Origin of the sequence: Xanthomarina spongicola, from assembly GCF_003148645.1 — a bacterium.
GTDB lineage: Bacteria > Bacteroidota > Bacteroidia > Flavobacteriales > Flavobacteriaceae > Xanthomarina > Xanthomarina spongicola.
Genome location: NZ_QGGP01000009.1, coordinates 1 through 17906 on the forward strand (window position 1 = coordinate 1; position 17906 = coordinate 17906).

Sequence of the window (17906 nt, forward strand, 5' to 3'; positions counted from 1 at the left end):
ACAGCTTCTAACCCAGCAGGTATTACTGTTGAATGTATTGGAGATGTGCCTCAACCTGATATTTCGGTTGTGACTGATGCTGCTGATAACTGTTCTACTCCTGTAGTGGCTTTTGTTGGAGATAGTTCTGATGGGCTTTCTTGTCCTGAAACAATCACAAGAACGTATAGAATAACTGACGATTGTGGAAACTTTATAGATGTCGTTCAAATGATTATTGTAGAAGATACCATTGCTCCAATAGTACTTACTGATTTATCAGATATTAATGTGAATTGCGACAATATACCTGATCCACCAACATTACAGTTCGATGATTGTTCAACTGTTCAAATTATTGGAGATAATCCTCAAATAACTAACACGTTTGATGGTACTGATAATGATTATGAAATTACTTGGACTTGGGATTTTGAAGATGCCTGTGGTAATCCTGGTCAAGCTACTCAAACTGTATATGTAACAACTATTAATACTATAAATTTAATAAGTGACGATAGATGTTATGAAGATGGTACGATTGATTTATTTGACTATTTTAATGGAACTGATTATTCTGGAACATGGATTGTAGTTTCTGGAAACACTACTCTAGACAACGAATTCTTCGACCCTTCTAATGTAGAACTAGGAGATTATATCTTTAGTTATACTGTTGCTGATAATGGCTGCTTAGATACTACTGAAGTAACAATTACAATTAATGATGACTGTATTGTATTAGATTGTGGTAGACAAGATGTTGTAATATCAAAAGCTGTAACACCAAATGGTGATCAATGGAATGAATATTTTGAAGTTACTGGTATTGAAGCTTGTGGATTTGTAATTGATGTCAAAATCTTTAACAGATGGGGAGCCATGATATATGAATCTAGTAATTATCAAAACAACTGGAATGGTACAGCATCTAGAGCTTCAGTAGGTAATGCTGACAAAGTACCAAATGGAACATATTATTACATTCTAACTTTAAAAAATAGTGGATTAAAACCATTTAATGGTCATATCTACGTAGGAACCAAATAAAACTATAACCTATGAAACTTATTAAACATTATATAGTTGCGTTAGCATTATTGAGTTGTACGGTTGGAATTGCGCAACAATTACCACAATTTACTCAATATATGTATAACACCATCGCAATAAATCCTGCTTATGCAGGAAGTCGAGAGACACTAAGTGTTGTTGCATTACATAGAAGTCAATGGGTTGGCTTTGATGGAGGTCCAATCACACAAACACTTTCTGCGAATACGCCATTAAGAAATGAAAAAATTGGTTTAGGGATGTCATTTATAAATGACAAACTTGGGGAAGAACGTTTTTCTTACTTATATGGAGACTTTTCATATACTATTAATACAGGTGAAAAAACTAAATTAGCATTTGGTTTTAAAGCTGGATTCACAAGTTATAGCTTAGATAGACAAGCATTAGATCCCGGAGCTCAAGATCCAAATATTTATGGTGTAGAAGATAGATGGAGTCCAAATATTGGTGCTGGTTTATATTGGCATTCACAAATGTGGTATCTAGGGCTTTCTGCACCTAGAATATTAAATACAGATTATGCAAAAGACAGTAATAATGCTGATGTTGCTGCTTTAGAGCGTGTGAGTTACTATTTTACTGGTGGTTATGTTTTTAATTTAAGTGAGAATACTAAATTAAAGCCTGCTTTTTTAGTAAAAGCTACAAATGGAGCCCCATTATCATATGATCTTACTGCAAACTTCTTATTCTTTGAAAAATTCTGGTTAGGAGCTGGTTATAGAATAAATGAAAACACTTCAGCACTTGGTGGTCTTGCAGACTTTCAAGTTTCTAAACAAATACGAATTGGTTATGCTTATGAATATCCTTTATCTGAATTAAATGATTATACTGGAGGAACTCATGAAATTTTAATCATGTTCGAAATATTCAAAACTAAACGAATTAAATCACCTAGATACTTCTAAAATATAACAGCATGAAAACAAAAGTAATATTCACAATAATTGCATTAAGTAGTACTTTTCTATTTTCACAAGAGAAAGTTGCTGACAAATTTTTTGACAACTTTGCTTATCTTAAAGCTGCAGAATTATATCAAGAAGCAGTAACTAAAGGTGAAGATAATGTACATGTACTTACTAGATTAGGAGATTGTTATTATAACAATTCAGACTCTGAACAAGCTGCCATTTGGTATGCTAAAGCTCTTGAGAAAGATAAAGACGTTAGCCCTGAACATATATATAAATATATTCAAACACAACGAAGTCTTGGTAAATTTGAAGAAGCCGACAAATGGCTTGCTAAATTTAAAGAGATGCAAAATAATGATAGTCGAGTAAAGAATGTTAAAGAAAATAACTTACATCTATACGAAAAATTAGCTTCAACTCGAGGTATTTATGTTGAAGTAAATAATCTTTCTATTAATTCTAATTATTCAGATTTTGGTTCTTTTATACATGAAAACACAATTTATTTTGCATCTTCAAGAGATACTGGAAATGACATCTATAAATGGAATAATGAACCATTCCTAGATTTATACCAAGGAGAAATCACTACAAAAGATGGAAAAAAGGAAATTTCAGATGTAAAAAAGTTAGAATTTGAAGGTATTCATAGAGACAACTTACATTATGCAGATGCAGCTTTAACTAAAGATGGGAATACCATGTACTTTTCTAGAATGAATGTTGGAAAAAGAAATAGAGCTAAAACAGACAAAAAAGGAACAGTACAATTAAAAATATATAAAGCAACTTTAATAGATAGTATTTGGTCGAACGTTCAAGAATTATCCATTAATAGTGATGATTACTCTACTTACCATCCTGCACTTAGTCCAGATAATAAAACTTTATATTTCACTTCAGATCGTGAAGGAGGTTTTGGACAAACAGATTTATATAAAGTAGACCTTAGTAATAGTGGATCACTAGGTGAAGTTGTAAATTTAGGTCCTGAAATTAATACAGAAGGTCGTGAAGGTTATGCTTTTGTTGCTAAAGACAGTACACTGTACTTTTCTTCTGATGGATTTTTAAACTTAGGTTTATTAGATATTTTTAAATCTGATATTATTAAGGATGAAAATGCAAAAGCTGAGAACTTAGGCGCACCTTATAATAGTGGTTACGATGACTTTGCATTTTCTATAGATTCTGAAACAAACGTTGGGTATTTCTCTTCAAACAGACAAGATGGTAAAGGAAGTGACGATATTTATGGATTCAACATTTTTGAATGTAAACAAATAATAAAAGGAATTACTAGAGATAGTAAGACACTACTTCCTTTAGCAATGACTAAAGTACAGCTTATAGATGAATCTGGTAAAATCATTGAAGAAATTACTTCAAATGAATTAGGCGAGTATTCTTTTGAAGCAGATTGTAATAATAAATATACCATTTTAGGTAGTAAACCAGATTATAAAGATGCTTTACGAAAAGTTGAAACTACAGACGAACATGAAAAAGAACATGAGGTAGATTTATTATTAATACCATTAATTAGTAATAACGAAATAGTAATTAACCCTATTTTCTTCAATTTCGACAAATGGGATATAAGACCAGATGCAGCTTACGAATTAGAAAATATTGTTTCAGTTATGCGCGAACATCCAAATATGGTTATTAAAATTGAATCTCATACAGATAGTCGTGGAACAGATAGCTATAATATGAAACTTTCAGATAGAAGAGCTAAATCTACTAGAGATTATTTATACTCTAGAGATATTGCACAAGAAAGAATAGAAAGTGCAATAGGTTATGGTGAAAGCCAATTAGTTAATGACTGTTCGAATGGAGTAAAATGTTCAGAAGAACAACACCAAGAAAACAGACGATCTAAGTTTATTATCTTATCTGATAAATAATTTAACTTAACAATTAATTACTAATAATTAGCTTAATTATTTATAAAAACAGGGTAATAAGGTTTAGTTATTTTTAATATCTATAGCTTACATATTAAACCTTCCTAACAATAATCTTGTTACCTAAAAGCCACTCATCTAGAGTGGCTTTTGAATTATATATTTTAACGTATTACATGATTATATTTAAATCAATAAAATCAATAAGCTTATAAAAGCTATATAAAGCGTATTTAAGAACTCTTTTATTATATAAGTAATCCCTTATACAATCTTTAGATAAAAAAAGATTTAAAACGTATCTATAGAACAAAAAAAAGACCACTAACAAGAGTGATCTTTTTTATTTGCTATTAATTAGAGTACTAGTAATAATTTTAAATAAATATAGCTTACATATTAATTTTTTATTTTACCTCCTACCTTTATTTTTTTACAAAAATATTAGTGAAATACCATTTACCTTCGTTATTCTGTTCTGCTGAAATATCAAAATCTGTATAATCTCCTTCAATATTTGCTCGGTGTCCGTCACTATTCAACCAGGCATTAACAACAGATTCTGCAGATGTGAATCCATATGCGACATTTTCAGACACTTTATTAGCTCCTACATTGCTTACTAAATAAGTTTTGCGTTGATAAAAATTATCATGAGACACGTTATCATGAGCGATCATATAATCTGTATGTGTATATGCTTGAGATTTTATAACATCCATATTATCTAATGGATTTAATCCTAAACTAATTCTGTAATCGTTAATTAATTCAACAATTTCAATTTCAATAATTTTAGTTTCTGGAATAGTTAAATTAGTATTGATGCTTTCAGAAGTTTCATCCATGCTATCTGTTGAACATGAGAATGATAACAAAGCAAATAATACCATAACTGGTAGTAAAGTAGGCTTTTTCATTGTTAGGTAATTTAGATTTGGTGTTGCTAATTTATAATCCTACTATGAAAAAACTGTTAAGGAAATGTTAAAATCGATAAACTACATGTATTTTATCGATTTTATATTCATTTTATCGATGAAATGCACAGATGAAATGAATTTTTATGTATTTGGCCGATGATTTTATGGAGATAATCGATTTTTTACCCAATTGAAGTCTGAAGTTATTGAATACCTTATTCTATCGTGCAGTCTATTTGGTCTTCCTTGCCAAAATTCAAATTCTAAAGGCTCTACAATAAAGCCACCCCAAAATTTAGGTCTTGGAATTTCTTTACCTTCAAATTCTTTTTCTAAAGAAGTTAGTTTTTCTTCAAGTTCTTTTCTACTAGAAACAATTTCACTTTGATTAGATACTATAGCTCCTAGTTGACTACCACGTGGTCTAGACTCAAAGTAACCATCACTCAAATTTTCAGATATCTTTTTAGCCTTACCCTTAATAATTACTTGCCTCTCTGCTCCATGCCAAAAAAAAGATAAACAAACATTTGGGTTATTTAAAATTGCTTTGCCTTTTTCACTATTATAATTAGTATAAAAAATAAAGCCTTCGTAGGTGTATTTTTTTAAAAGCACAACTCTATTTTTTGGATATCCATCTAATCCAATTGTAGCTATTGTCATAGCATTTGTTTCATCTTCTGGAAAAAATTTATCTACTTCAAAAAACCACTTTTGAAACAATTCCATTGGGTTTTCTGGAGTATCTTTTAATAAGAGTTCTTGTTTTTCGTAAGACTTTCTGTAATTGCTTAAATCTGTATCCATTACATTAAAATATGACTTTTTAAGTGAATTTTTCTTTTCTGAGAATAAAATTTCTTATAAATTTAAAAATTAATATCCCTAAATGAACTTTGAAAATAGTAAATATCCCAATCTACTTCAATACTCAAAAGTAGAATTTTCTTTTGGTACATACTTCTTTTTTGACAATTTTGTTATTTCTGAATTAAATGAAGGCATTCATTTTGATTGGTTAAAAATTCAAGAAGTAATTTCTGCAATTAGTGAGTATTATGACGATAATTTTAAAATTGGCTATATTTCTAATAGAATAAATTCTTATTCATTAGTACCACAACTCTGGATAGATTTTTACAAAGAATATAATTTTATAGTTGCTGGTGCCATTGTTGCTTACAATGATTTTAATTATATGAATGCCACTCTAGAAAAACATTTTTCTAAAAATAGCATTAAACGATGTAACTCTTTAGAAGAAGCTATTGAGTGGATGTCTAAATTAAAAGAATTTAATTAAAATTTAAATGTCTTTCCATCTTTAGCTAATTCCACATTTTCAAATACCGTTTTAGCTTCTAATTCAAAATCATTTAAATTATCGTATCGTGTAGAATAATGACCAAGGATTAACTTACCTACTTCTGCTTGTTTGGCTATACTTGCTGCCTGTTTAGCTGTACTGTGTTTTGTAGGTTTTGCTAATTTTTCGTGTTTATCTAAAAATGTCGATTCATGATATAATGCAGAAGCACCTTTAATAATATGGACTAAATCTTCGTTGTAAGCTGTATCACTACAAAAGGCATAGCTTTTTGGCTTCGTAGGATCTTTCGTGACTGTTTCGTTTTTAATTAATATTCCTTGATTATTTTCAACATCGAAACCTTGTTTTAGCTTGTTGTAATAAGCAACATCAATATCTTCATTTAAAACAGCATTCATATCTAATTTACGTTCTCCAGGCTTTTCTTTAAAAAGAAATCCATTCGTATAAACCCTATGGTCTAAAGGAATGGTATACACTTCTACTTTGTCATCTTCAAAAATTAATTCAGATTCATTGGAAGTTAATTCATGAAAAATAAGTTGATAATTTGTCCAAGAATTAGCTAATTTCATTTGAAGCGTTACAAGTTCCTTCAAACCTTTTGGCGCATAGATATGTAATTCTGTTTCCCTAGTTAATAGTCTAAAGGTTGAAATAAGCCCAATCAATCCAAAATAATGATCACCATGTAAGTGTGAAATAAAAATGTGTTTAATTCTATTAAACTTTAATTTATTCCTTCTAAGCTCTACTTGAGTACCTTCTCCACAATCAATTAAAAACAAATGATTTTTTATTTCTAAAACCTGAGCAGTAGGATTTGTATTTATACGTGGAGTTGCACTGTGGCAGCCGAGGATTGTTAACTTCATTGTTGTTTGTTGTTTAGGCGTTTGTCGTTTAATCGTTGGTTATTTTCGACTTAACAACTTAACGACAAACAGCTTAACATTTTAAAAACCTAGATCACGCTCAATTTCTTCCATTTCAATAATATCGTAAGCTTCTTGTATTGTTGGCACTACAATAATTTCGTCTGGCATGTCATCTAAATTCACCTTATCTGAAACTATAACAAATGAATAATTAGATTTTCTATGTTTATTTGAAAGTTGTAAAAACTCTACAACCTGTTCTATAGTAACGGGTTTTAAACTAGTAAGTGAAACAATGATGTTATCATTTTTAAAACGATTATATACAACATCCATTTTTTTTACTAATTCTATAACAGAAGTTTTCTCTTGTGTAATAATGGTAATATTACCATCTTTATCTATAATCATAATATTATTGTTTAATTTTTGAAGCTAATAAATATATAACTGCCATTCTAATGGCAACGCCATTTTGTACTTGATCTAAAATAATTGCCTGTTTAGAATCTGCCACATCACTTGTAATTTCAACACCTCGATTTATAGGTCCAGGATGCATGATAGTTATTTCTTTATTTAAAGAATCTAGTAATGCTTTGTTTACACCAAACTGCTGTGTATATTCTCTTGTGGATGGAAAATAACTAATATCCATACGCTCGTTTTGCACTCGAAGCATATTTGCTACATCGCACCAATTAAGCGCTTTACGTAAGTTTGTTTCAACTTTTACTCCAAGTTTGTCTATGTGCTTTGGCAATAAGGTTTTTGGTCCACAAACCATAACATTAGCCCCTTGAAGTTTAAGTGCATAAATATTTGAAAGTGCAACACGACTATGCAATATATCTCCAACAATAACCACATTTTTTCCTTTAACTTCTCCTAGACGCTCTCTTATGGAATAAGAATCTAATAAAGCTTGTGTTGGGTGTTCATGAGCTCCATCTCCAGCATTTATAATACTTGCACCAACATGTTGAGATAAAAACACACTTGCACCTGGATTTGGATGACGCATAATAACCATATCTACTTTCATAGAAAGGATATTGTTAACGGTATCAATTAATGTTTCTCCTTTTTTTACAGAAGATTGTGATGCTGAAAAATTAATAACATCTGCTGATAGTCTTTTTTCTGCTAATTCGAAAGACAGTTTTGTTCTAGTAGAGTTTTCAAAAAATAAATTAGCAATAGTAATGTCTCTAAGTGAAGGCACTTTTTTAATAGGTCTGTTAATCACTTCTTTAAAATGATCTGCAGTTTCAAAAATAAGTTCAATATCTTTTTTGTTAAGATATTTAATTCCTAATAAGTGGTTGACACTTAATTCACTCATAGTTTAATTATTTATTAGGTAAACCGAATCTTCTCCTTCATTCTCTATCCAGTTTACTTTTACCTTTTCGTTGTTAATAGCATCTACTTGTCTACCTCTATAATCTGGCTGAATTGGCAAATGTCTGCTAAAACGTCTGTCTATTAAAGTTAGAAGTTCTATTTCTTTAGGTCTTCCAAAAGACTGTATAGCTGTTAAAGCAGAACGAATACTTCTTCCTGTATATAAAACATCGTCAATAAAAACAATGTTTTTATCTTCAACTAAAAAATTAATTTCTGTGGTATTAGCTTCAAGTGGTTTTTCTCCTCTTCGAAAATCATCTCTAAAAAAAGTGATATCTAATAGTCCAAATTGGACATTTTTTATTTTATAATCTTCTTTTAGCATTTTAGCTAAACGTTCTGCTAGGTATTTTCCTCTTGGCTGAATACCTATTAATACAGTGTTCTCGAAGTTTTTATGTTTTTCAATTAATTGACAAGCCAGTCTATGAAGAATGATGTTTACCTCTATTGCATTAAGTAACACTTTTTGACTCATATTATCCAAACTTAATTGGTAAGCAAAGGTAATGCAAAATTTTAAAATTGAAAGTTAATTTAATAGTAATAAAAAAGCCTTCAAAATTAATTGAAGGCTTTAGTCTTATAAATGTTCTGGAAATTATTTAGATTTCTTTCCGTCCATTTTATCTTTAAGAGCTTGTAAAGCATCATTAGCATCACCTAAAGTTGGTTTTGCTTCTGCTGCTTGAGCTTCTTGTTTCTTAACAGCAGCTTTAACGTTTGCAGCTTCTTCTGCTCTAAAAATAGCAGTATGAGAAGCAACTACGCGTTTAAACTCTTTATTAAATTCAATAATTTTGAATTCAGCAGATTCTCCTTTTTTAAGTTTCTTACCATCTTCTTTTTCAAGGTGACGAGAAGGAACAAAAGCAACGATATCTTCGTTAAATTCAATAGTTGCACCTTTATCTACAACCTCAGCAATTTCTGCTGTATGTACTGTATCTAAAGCGAATTCAGTTTCGTACTTATCCCAAGGATTTTCAGTAGTTTGTTTATGACCTAAACTTAATTTACGTCCTTCTACATCTAATTCTAGAACTACAACGTCTAACGTATCTCCTACGTTACAGAATTCACTTGGATGCTTAATTTTCTTAGTCCAAGATAAATCTGAGATGTAAATTAATCCATCAATACCTTCTTCTAATTCAACAAAAACACCAAAGTTTGTAAAGTTACGTACAATACCTGAATGCTTAGATCCTACAGGATATTTAGAAGTAATATCAGTCCATGGATCTGGCGTTAATTGCTTAATACCAAGAGACATTTTTCTGTCTTCTCTATCTAAAGTTAAGATTTGAGCTTCAATTTCGTCTCCTACAGATACAAAATCTTGAGCTGAACGTAAATGAGTTGACCAAGACATTTCTGATACGTGGATTAATCCTTCAACACCATCTGCTACTTCAATAAATGCACCATAATCTGCTATTACAACTACCTTACCTTTAACTTTATCTCCAACTTTAACTTCTTCACCTAAAGCATCCCAAGGATGTTTGCTTAGTTGTTTTAAACCTAATTGGATTCTTGATTTGTCTTCATCAAAATCAAGGATAACTACGTTTAATTTTTGATCTAATTCAACAATCTCGTTTGGATGATTAATTCTAGACCAAGAAAGGTCTGTAATATGCACTAAACCATCTACACCACCAAGATCGATAAAGACTCCGTAAGAAGTAATGTTTTTAACTACACCTTCTAATACTTGACCTTTTTCTAATTGACCAATAATTTCTTTCTTTTGTTCTTCAATATCTGCTTCAATAAGAGCTTTATGAGAAACTACAACGTTTTTAAATTCATGGTTAATTTTAACCACTTTAAATTCCATTGTTTTATTAACATACTGATCGTAATCTCTAATAGGCTTAACGTCAATTTGAGAACCTGGTAAGAATGCTTCGATACCAAAAACATCTACAATCATACCACCTTTAGTTCTACATTTAACGAAACCATTAACGATTTCACCATTGTCATGTGCAGCATTAACACGATCCCAAGCTTTAATTACACGAGCTTTTCTGTGAGATAATACTAATTGTCCAGTTGCATCTTCACGAACATCAATTAATACTTCTACTTTGTCTCCTACTTTTAAACCTGGATTGTAACGGAATTCATTTAAAGAAATAACACCTTCAGATTTAGCATTGATGTCTATAATAGCATCACGATCTGTTAAGTGAATAACTTCTCCTTCAACAACTTCATCATCTAAAGTGTCAACGAAATTTTCAGCTACCAATTTTTCAAATTCTTGTAATTGAGAATCATCAACCTCATCAATACCTTCTTGGTAATTGTGCCAATTGAAATCTTTTAAGAATTTTTCTGGATTTGCTTGAGCTTCAGATACTACTGGAGCTTCTGCTACTTGAGTTTCAGTAGCTTCTACTGTTTGTGTTTCAGCAGTTTCTACTGCTTTTGCTTCAGTTGCTTCAACTTCTGCTTTTTTTGCTTTTTCAGCCATTTAAAATAATTTAATAATGTATATGTTTTCAATACACGAAAAGCTATTACATTATGTTTTGTATTCTGTGTTATCTTAGGAAAATTAAGCGATTAACACACAGAAGCGTTAATTATAAATTTGTTTTAGTTCCCTTCTAATTCCTAACTCTTCGCTAAAAGGAGTGCAAAATTAATGTTTTTAGTTAAAATAACCTAATGTATTTTTCTTAAAATTAAAGGTTTACTTACAATTTTCTAGCTTAGATTCAACCAGTTGAAGTATTTTCTGGAATTGCTGGTCTAATGTTAATGTAGAATTATCAATTTCTATAGCGTCTTCGGCTTTTATAAGTGGAGAATCTTCTCTATGGGAATCTATATAATCTCTCTCTTGTACGTTATGTAGTACTTCTTCAAAATTTACTTTATCTCCTCGTGAAATTAATTCATTGAATCGTCTTGTAGCTCTAGTTTCAGGCGAAGCTGTCATAAATAATTTTAGCTCTGCCTTAGGAAATACAACAGTTCCAATATCTCGCCCATCCATAACAATACCTTTCTTCTCGCCTAATTTTTGTTGTTGCTTTACTAAAAGTTCTCTAACTTCAGAAATTTCGGCAATCTGGCTTACAAAACTAGAAACTTCTAATGTTCTAATTTGTTTTTCAATGTTTTTGCCATTTAAATAAACTTCAGCAAAACCTAGACTGTCGTTAAAAATAAAACTTATAGTAATGTTATGTAGGTTAGAAATTAATTTATCAATATAAAAATGCTCTTTACTAATTATATTGTTTTGCATTGCAAACCAAGTAACAGCACGATACATAGCTCCAGAATCTACATAAATATAGCCTAAGTGTTTAGCCAATTGTTTGGCAACTGTACTTTTTCCTGTTGAGGAAAATCCGTCTATTGCAATGGTAATTTTATTCATATTAACTTTCTATGAAATTGGAATTCATAAACTATCTTAAATCAAGTTGTAAGCCAAAAAAGTTAGCATTAGCAGCACTTGTATATCTAGCATGTGTAAAGCTAAATCTAAGTTTATTTAATTTTAAGCCAAAACCAGCTGAGATACCTGAAAAATTTCTTTGATCTACTATTTTTAATTCTTGACCTCTTCTAAAGTTATAACCTAGTCTAATACTGAAAGCTCCTGCAGGAAATATTTCTGCTCCTAAAATGGTATGATTTAGTACATTTTGAAAAAAACCTACTTCTTCTTGTGTTTGATTACCTTCTAAATCTGTTTCGGCTCTAGCTGGATTAGAAACCGAAATTGGCCATGTTTGCAAATTCTCGAAAGTTAAATGCCAGCGTAATGGAACATGTTCTAAGGTTTGCGACATACCAAATGCTATTTCAAGAGGTAATGGTTCGTTTAATCCAGCATACGTAGTTATCTGTACACCTAAATTTCTTACTACAAGAGTTGCTTGAAATTCTATATCTTCATTTATATATAAAAGACCTGCATCTATAGCTGCTCCAAAAGAATTATACTGTTCTAGTAATGACGTTATTAATTTAATATTCCCACCTAAATAAAAATCGGAATAACCTAGTTGTTTTGCATAACCAAAAGAAAGCGCAGCCTCGTTACCAGTAAAAGAGCCAGTTGCATTACCATCTTCATCATAACCATCAAAGCTTCCATAGTTAATATAGCTAACTCCCATATGAAAGGTTTGTGTTCGCCTATCCCAAGTATATGCATAGGCAGCAGTACCATAACTTATTCCACCCAAGTAACTCATATAATTTAAAGCTAATTGATTGTCCATTTCAATGTTTATTGTTGCTGGATTAGTTAATGCCTGAGTGACATCGTAATCTACATTAGTAAAAACTTTTCCACCTAATGCAGCTTGTCTTGGAGAAGAAACTAAATTAAGAAATTGGTAGGTAGTTTCACCACCAATTTGCGCCGAGACAAAAGTGCTGAGAAGCATTATAAAAACTACCGTAAAATTCTTAATCATATAATTGCAAAGTAACTAAATCTATCTTTAAACGGATGCAAGTATAATTTATTTTTAAGTGATATAAAAAACCTCGAATATAAATTCGAGGTTTTGATACATTTTTAATTCAACTCATCTAAAGCTCCTTGGCATTAACAACTTTTTGATTGGTAAGAGCTATTTTAATAACATCATTCATATCTGAAACATAATGAAATTTTAATCCTTTTAAATATTCAGGTTTAATTTCTTCAATATCTCTTCTGTTGTCTTCACAAAGTAAAATCTCTTTGATTCTAGCACGTTTAGCTGCTAATATCTTTTCTTTAATTCCACCTACTGGAAGTACTTTTCCTCTTAAAGTAATTTCGCCAGTCATTGCTAGACTTTTCTTTACTTTTCTTTGTGTGAATAAAGACACTAAAGATGTAAGCATAGTTACACCAGCACTTGGACCATCTTTAGGAGTTGCACCTTCAGGCACATGAATATGCACATTGTATTTTTCAAAAATGTCTGGATCTAGATCTAGCTCTTTTGCATTAGATTTTATAAATTCCATAGCAATGGTTGCAGATTCCTTCATAACAGTTCCTAAATTACCTGTTATAGTTAAGTTTCCTTTTCCTTTAGACAAAATAGATTCAATAAAAAGAATGTCTCCTCCTACTCTTGTCCATGCAAGTCCTGTTACAACTCCAGCTACATTGTTATTTTCGTATTTATCTCTTTCTAGTTTAGGTCCTCCAAGAACTTCAATAATATTTTCGTTAGTTACTTTAATATTATAGTCTTCTTCCATAGCAATGCTTTTGGCTGCATAACGAACCATTTTTGCTAATTGCTTTTCAAGACCACGAACACCAGATTCTCTTGTATAACCCTCAACTATTTTTTCAAGTTGTGGTTTTCCAATTTTTAATTCTTTTTCTGTCAATCCATGCTCCTTTAATTGCTTTGGTAACAAATGTCTTTTTGCTATTTCCACTTTTTCTTCAATGGTGTAACCTGTAACATTAATAATTTCCATTCTATCTAATAAAGCAGGCTGTATGGTCGATAAACTATTACAAGTAGCAACAAACATCACTTTAGATAAATCGTAACCCATTTCTAGGAAGTTATCATGAAATTCACTGTTTTGCTCTGGGTCTAGAACTTCTAACATAGCAGAAGATGGATCTCCTTGATGCGAATTAGATAATTTATCTATTTCATCTAAAACAAATACAGGATTAGATGTCCCAGCTTTTTTAAGGCTTTGAAGTATTCTTCCTGGCATGGCTCCAATATAGGTTTTTCTATGGCCTCTAATTTCAGCTTCATCACGTAAACCACCTAAAGACATACGAACGTATTCTCTTCCTAAGGCTTCAGCAATAGATTTTCCTAAAGAGGTTTTACCTACTCCTGGAGGTCCATAAAGACATAAAATTGGCGATTTCATATCGTTACGCAATTTAATAACTGCTAAATACTCAATAATTCTTCGTTTAACATCATCTAGCCCATAATGGTCTCGATCTAAAATGCGTTTTGCACGCTTTAAATCGAATTTATCTTTACTAAATTCATTCCAAGGCAAATCCAGAAATAAATCTAAATAATTACGTTGGATAGAATATTCTGCAACTTGAGGATTCATACGTTGCATTTTTGCAATCTCTTTATTGAAATGAATTGCTACATCTTCGTTCCATTTTTTAGATTTAGCACGAACTTTCATTTCTTCCAATTCTTCATCATGACTTACTCCACCTAATTCTTCTTGGATAGTCTTCATTTGTTGATGAAGAAAATATTCTCTTTGTTGCTGGTTCATATCACTTTGAACCTTAGATTGGATATCGTTTTTAAGTTCCAATTTTTGAAACTCAACATTCATATACTTCAATGTAGCTAAAGCACGCTCTTTTAAATCGTTTGTTTCTAATAAAGCCTGTTTTTCTTTAACAGTTAGGTTCATATTAGATGAGACAAAATTGATTAAAAACGAATTACTTTGAATATTTTTAATAGCAAATGAAGCTTCACTTGGAATATTTGGACTATCCTTTATTATTTGAAGCGCTAATTCTTTTATAGAATCAATAATAGCTTCAAACTCTTTGTTTTTTTCTGCAGGTCTAGCCTCAGGAACTTCACGAATTGTAGCATTTATATAAGGTTCTTCAGTTATAACTTCGGCAACTTTAAACCTTTTCTTACCTTGAATAATAACTGTAGTATTTCCATCTGGCATTTTAAGAACTCTTAGAATCCTTGCTACAGTTCCCGTTTCATGAATATCTGTTGCAGAAGGGTCTTCTACTTCTTCATCTTTTTGAGCCACTACTCCAATAACTTTACTGCCTTTATTGGCATCGTCTATCAATCTAATAGATTTGTCTCTTCCTGCTGTAATAGGAATTACAACTCCAGGAAACAATACTGTATTTCTTAAAGATAAAATAGGTAAAGTTTCAGGTAATTTCTCATTACTAATTTCTTCTTCATCTTCAGGAGTCATTAAAGGAATTAACTCTGAATTTTCATCGAATTCCTGAAATGACAAACTGTCAAGGCTAAATAAATCTCTCTTCTTCATATATATTATTAAGTCATTCTGTCATTAAATTAGATAAAAACAGAATGTATTTCTTTTAAAATTAGAATCTTATTACTTCTAGTTATCTTATTTTTAAAGCATTAACAATAAAATTAAGATATATTTTCAACTAAAAGTTCAATTAATATGCCATGTTTAAATTGAAACATTAATTTTATTTATTTAAAACTGTAACAAACACAAAAACATAGCATCTTTATAATAACAAATTGTTTTAATTGACACTAACCCATCAAAATATCGAACAACTTGTATCGCTTTGTAAATCTGGCAACCAACTTGCGCAATTGGAGATTTATAATAGATATTACAAAGCCATGTACAACGTAGCTTATAGAATTGTAAAAGATAGTTTTGAAGCTGAAGACATTATGCAGGAAGCCTTTCTGTTAGCTTTTACAAAACTTGATAGCATACAAGATAGCTTAACATTTGGTGCTTGGTTAAAACGAATTGTAATTAATAAAAGTATTTATCATTATAAAAAGAACAACAAACATCAAAGTGTTTCTTTTGATGATGTGAAATATAAAATTGAAAGTGAAGATTCAGGAATTCCTACAGATTATGAGTTTACAAATCTAAAAGCGAGACAGGTTTTAGAGACTTTAAATACATTAAAAGAGAACTATAGAATTTCACTTACGTTACATTTAATAGACGGTTACGATTACGAGGAAATTTGCAATATTCTTAACATTAGTTATGCCAACTGCAGAACCACTATATCGAGAGCAAAAGAAAGTTTAAGACAAAAATTACAACCACAAGTCTCACATTAATATAATTGTTATGAGCACAGATAACTTAAATAAACTATTTGAAGATTTAAAAGACAATTTTGATGTTGAAGAACCAAATTCTGACCATACAAAACGTTTTTTAAGCAAATTAAATAACAAAACAAACATTGCTTCTAACAATAAGACCAATGTTAGAAATTTATGGAAACCGTTACTTAGTATTGCAGCTTCCATTATATTAATAGTAAGCTTATTTATTACAGTTAATCAAAAAGAAACTGTAAGAGATTTGGCAAATGTGTCTCCTGAAATGGCTCAAACTCAAACTTTTTTTACTAGCGCTATTTCTGAAGAATTAAAAAAATTAGAAAGTGAATCGAATCCAGAAACTAAAATGATTATTAACGATGCGTTAATTCAAATTAAAAAACTGGAAATTAATTATGATACCCTAAAAGTAGATTTAACCAAAAGTGGAGATGACAATCGTGTGATTTACGCCATGATTAAAAATTTTCAAAACCGAATAGATATTTTACAAAACACCTTAGAACACATAGAAAACATTAAACAACTTAATAAATTAAGCAATGAAAACAATAAAACTTTATAGACTAATCACTCTATTATTACTTATGCCAGTAATTAGTTTGGCATCAACAAATAATATTGAAAAGGAAAAACACACTAAAGAGAAAACCATTAAAAAATCTTTTAATGTGTCGGCAAATGCCACATTAAAAATAGATAATAGTTATGGTAATCTAGACATTGTTACTTGGAATGAAAACAGAATTGACATTCAAGTAATCATTACCATTAAAGGAAACGACGAAGATAAAGTGCAACAAAAATTAGACGATATTACTGTAGATTTTGATGCAACAAACAGTCTTGTATCTGCTAAAACCATTTTTAATAAAAGTAAAAGTTCTTGGTGGAATTGGGGAGGCAACAACAATGTAAATATGACTATTAATTATGTTGTTAAAATGCCAGTTACAAATGCTGTTGATTTAAGTAATGATTATGGAAATATAAACTTAGATAAACTAGAAGGTCGAGCAACAATTAGCTGTGATTATGGAAAGATTACTACTAAAGAACTTATGGCAGACAATAACAGAATAAGCTTCGATTATACGTCTAACTGTTATTTTGAATATATTAAAAGTGGTGAAATAAATGCAGATTATAGTGGGTTTACCATTGCAAAAGCAAAGAACATTCATGTGAATGCTGATTATACCTCTTCTATTATTGAAGCTGTTGAAGATGTAAATTATGTCTGCGATTATGGTTCTATAAAAATTAACAAAGCCAATAATATTATTGGTAATGGAGACTACTTAACCGTTACTATTGGTGATGTTTATAAAAACGTGACACTTGAAGCAGATTATGGTTCTATAAAAATAGCAAACATGACTGAAAATTCAGGAAATGTCAATATAGAATCAGATTATACGGGAATTAAAATTGGTCATGCGCCTGGATACCATTTTAACTTCGATATTAATTTAGAATATGCATCTTTAAAAGATAGTGGAGATTTTCAATTTAACAAAAGACGAGAAGAATCTGGAGAAAATTATTATTCTGGCTATTATGGAGCTTCAAATTCTGGAAATTTAATAAAAATAGAATCGGAATACGGAAGTGTCTCATTTTTTAAAAACTAAC

The 17906-nt window shown here is 30.4% G+C and carries 17 protein-coding genes; 7 read left to right on the forward strand and 10 right to left on the reverse strand.

The genetic code is table 11. From position 1 onward, the window contains the following. The 3 genes from LX78_RS13330 to LX78_RS13340 all read left to right on the forward strand — a co-directional run. The coding region (locus tag LX78_RS13330; protein ID WP_146192587.1) for a gliding motility-associated C-terminal domain-containing protein at nt 1-1029 on the forward strand (1029 nt) is incomplete at its 5' end. Between the two features lie 11 nt (nt 1030-1040). Further along, nucleotides 1041-1967: a PorP/SprF family type IX secretion system membrane protein gene (locus LX78_RS13335; protein WP_109683279.1), complete on the forward strand. Its 927-nt coding sequence runs from the start codon at nt 1041-1043 to the stop codon at nt 1965-1967. Nucleotides 1968-1978: 11 nt separating this feature from the next. Further along, nucleotides 1979-3889, forward strand: a complete 1911-nt coding sequence (locus LX78_RS13340) for an OmpA family protein (protein WP_109683280.1) — start codon at nt 1979-1981, stop codon at nt 3887-3889. A gap of 425 nt (nt 3890-4314) precedes the next feature. On the opposite strand, the gene LX78_RS13345 is transcribed toward LX78_RS13340, so the two are convergent. Next, entirely contained in the window at nt 4315-4809 is a 495-nt protein-coding gene (locus tag LX78_RS13345) for a CAP domain-containing protein (protein ID WP_170109855.1), read from the reverse strand. A gap of 165 nt (nt 4810-4974) precedes the next feature. Next, on the reverse strand, nt 4975-5622 hold the full coding sequence (pdxH, locus tag LX78_RS13350) for a pyridoxamine 5'-phosphate oxidase (RefSeq protein ID WP_109683281.1): 648 nt from the start codon (nt 5620-5622) through the stop codon (nt 4975-4977). Between the two features lie 82 nt (nt 5623-5704). Between pdxH and LX78_RS13355 the strand changes: the two genes are divergently transcribed. Then, nucleotides 5705-6118 (forward strand): hypothetical protein, encoded by a 414-nt coding sequence (locus LX78_RS13355; RefSeq protein WP_109683282.1) that lies wholly within the window; start codon nt 5705-5707, stop codon nt 6116-6118. Here LX78_RS13355 and LX78_RS13360 read toward each other — a convergent pair. From LX78_RS13360 to lon, 8 genes are all read right to left on the reverse strand, one after another. Beyond that, nucleotides 6115-7020 (reverse strand): ribonuclease Z, encoded by a 906-nt coding sequence (locus tag LX78_RS13360; RefSeq protein ID WP_109683283.1) that lies wholly within the window; start codon nt 7018-7020, stop codon nt 6115-6117. The two genes, LX78_RS13355 and LX78_RS13360, sit on opposite strands and share 4 nt — an antisense overlap. Nucleotides 7021-7101: 81 nt before the next feature. After that, nucleotides 7102-7434: a ribonuclease Z gene (locus tag LX78_RS13365; protein ID WP_109683284.1), complete on the reverse strand. Its 333-nt coding sequence runs from the start codon at nt 7432-7434 to the stop codon at nt 7102-7104. A 4-nt stretch (nt 7435-7438) separates the two neighbouring features. Beyond that, nucleotides 7439-8368 (reverse strand): aspartate carbamoyltransferase catalytic subunit, encoded by a 930-nt coding sequence (locus tag LX78_RS13370; RefSeq protein ID WP_109683285.1) that lies wholly within the window; start codon nt 8366-8368, stop codon nt 7439-7441. A gap of 3 nt (nt 8369-8371) precedes the next feature. After that, nucleotides 8372-8911, reverse strand: coding sequence for a bifunctional pyr operon transcriptional regulator/uracil phosphoribosyltransferase PyrR (gene pyrR, locus LX78_RS13375; RefSeq protein WP_109683286.1), 540 nt, complete (start codon nt 8909-8911; stop codon nt 8372-8374). A 123-nt stretch (nt 8912-9034) separates the two neighbouring features. Next, the gene (rpsA, locus tag LX78_RS13380; protein WP_109683287.1) at nt 9035-10921 is read right to left on the reverse strand and encodes a 30S ribosomal protein S1; all 1887 of its coding nucleotides are present in this window, start codon (nt 10919-10921) and stop codon (nt 9035-9037) included. A 222-nt stretch (nt 10922-11143) separates the two neighbouring features. Next, nucleotides 11144-11839 (reverse strand): (d)CMP kinase, encoded by a 696-nt coding sequence (gene cmk / locus LX78_RS13385; protein WP_109683288.1) that lies wholly within the window; start codon nt 11837-11839, stop codon nt 11144-11146. 31 nt (nt 11840-11870) lie between these two features. Next, nucleotides 11871-12890, reverse strand: a complete 1020-nt coding sequence (gene porQ / locus LX78_RS13390; protein WP_146192588.1) for a type IX secretion system protein PorQ — start codon at nt 12888-12890, stop codon at nt 11871-11873. A 118-nt stretch (nt 12891-13008) separates the two neighbouring features. Continuing rightward, on the reverse strand, nt 13009-15459 hold the full coding sequence (gene lon / locus LX78_RS13395; RefSeq protein ID WP_109683289.1) for an endopeptidase La: 2451 nt from the start codon (nt 15457-15459) through the stop codon (nt 13009-13011). 239 nt (nt 15460-15698) lie between these two features. Between lon and LX78_RS13400 the strand changes: the two genes are divergently transcribed. Genes LX78_RS13400 through LX78_RS13410 form a run of 3 tightly spaced genes read left to right on the forward strand, consistent with a single transcriptional unit; the run spans nt 15699 to nt 17905 of the window. Further along, nucleotides 15699-16262 carry an RNA polymerase sigma factor gene (locus LX78_RS13400; RefSeq protein WP_109683290.1) on the forward strand — a complete coding sequence of 188 codons (564 nt, stop codon included), beginning with the start codon at nt 15699-15701 and terminating at the stop codon, nt 16260-16262. A gap of 10 nt (nt 16263-16272) precedes the next feature. After that, nucleotides 16273-16836, forward strand: a complete 564-nt coding sequence (locus tag LX78_RS13405) for a hypothetical protein (protein ID WP_109683291.1) — start codon at nt 16273-16275, stop codon at nt 16834-16836. After that, nucleotides 16814-17905: a hypothetical protein gene (locus LX78_RS13410; protein WP_109683292.1), complete on the forward strand. Its 1092-nt coding sequence runs from the start codon at nt 16814-16816 to the stop codon at nt 17903-17905. Before LX78_RS13405 ends, LX78_RS13410 begins: the two co-directional genes overlap by 23 nt. The last annotated feature ends 1 nt before the right edge of the window (nt 17906 follow it).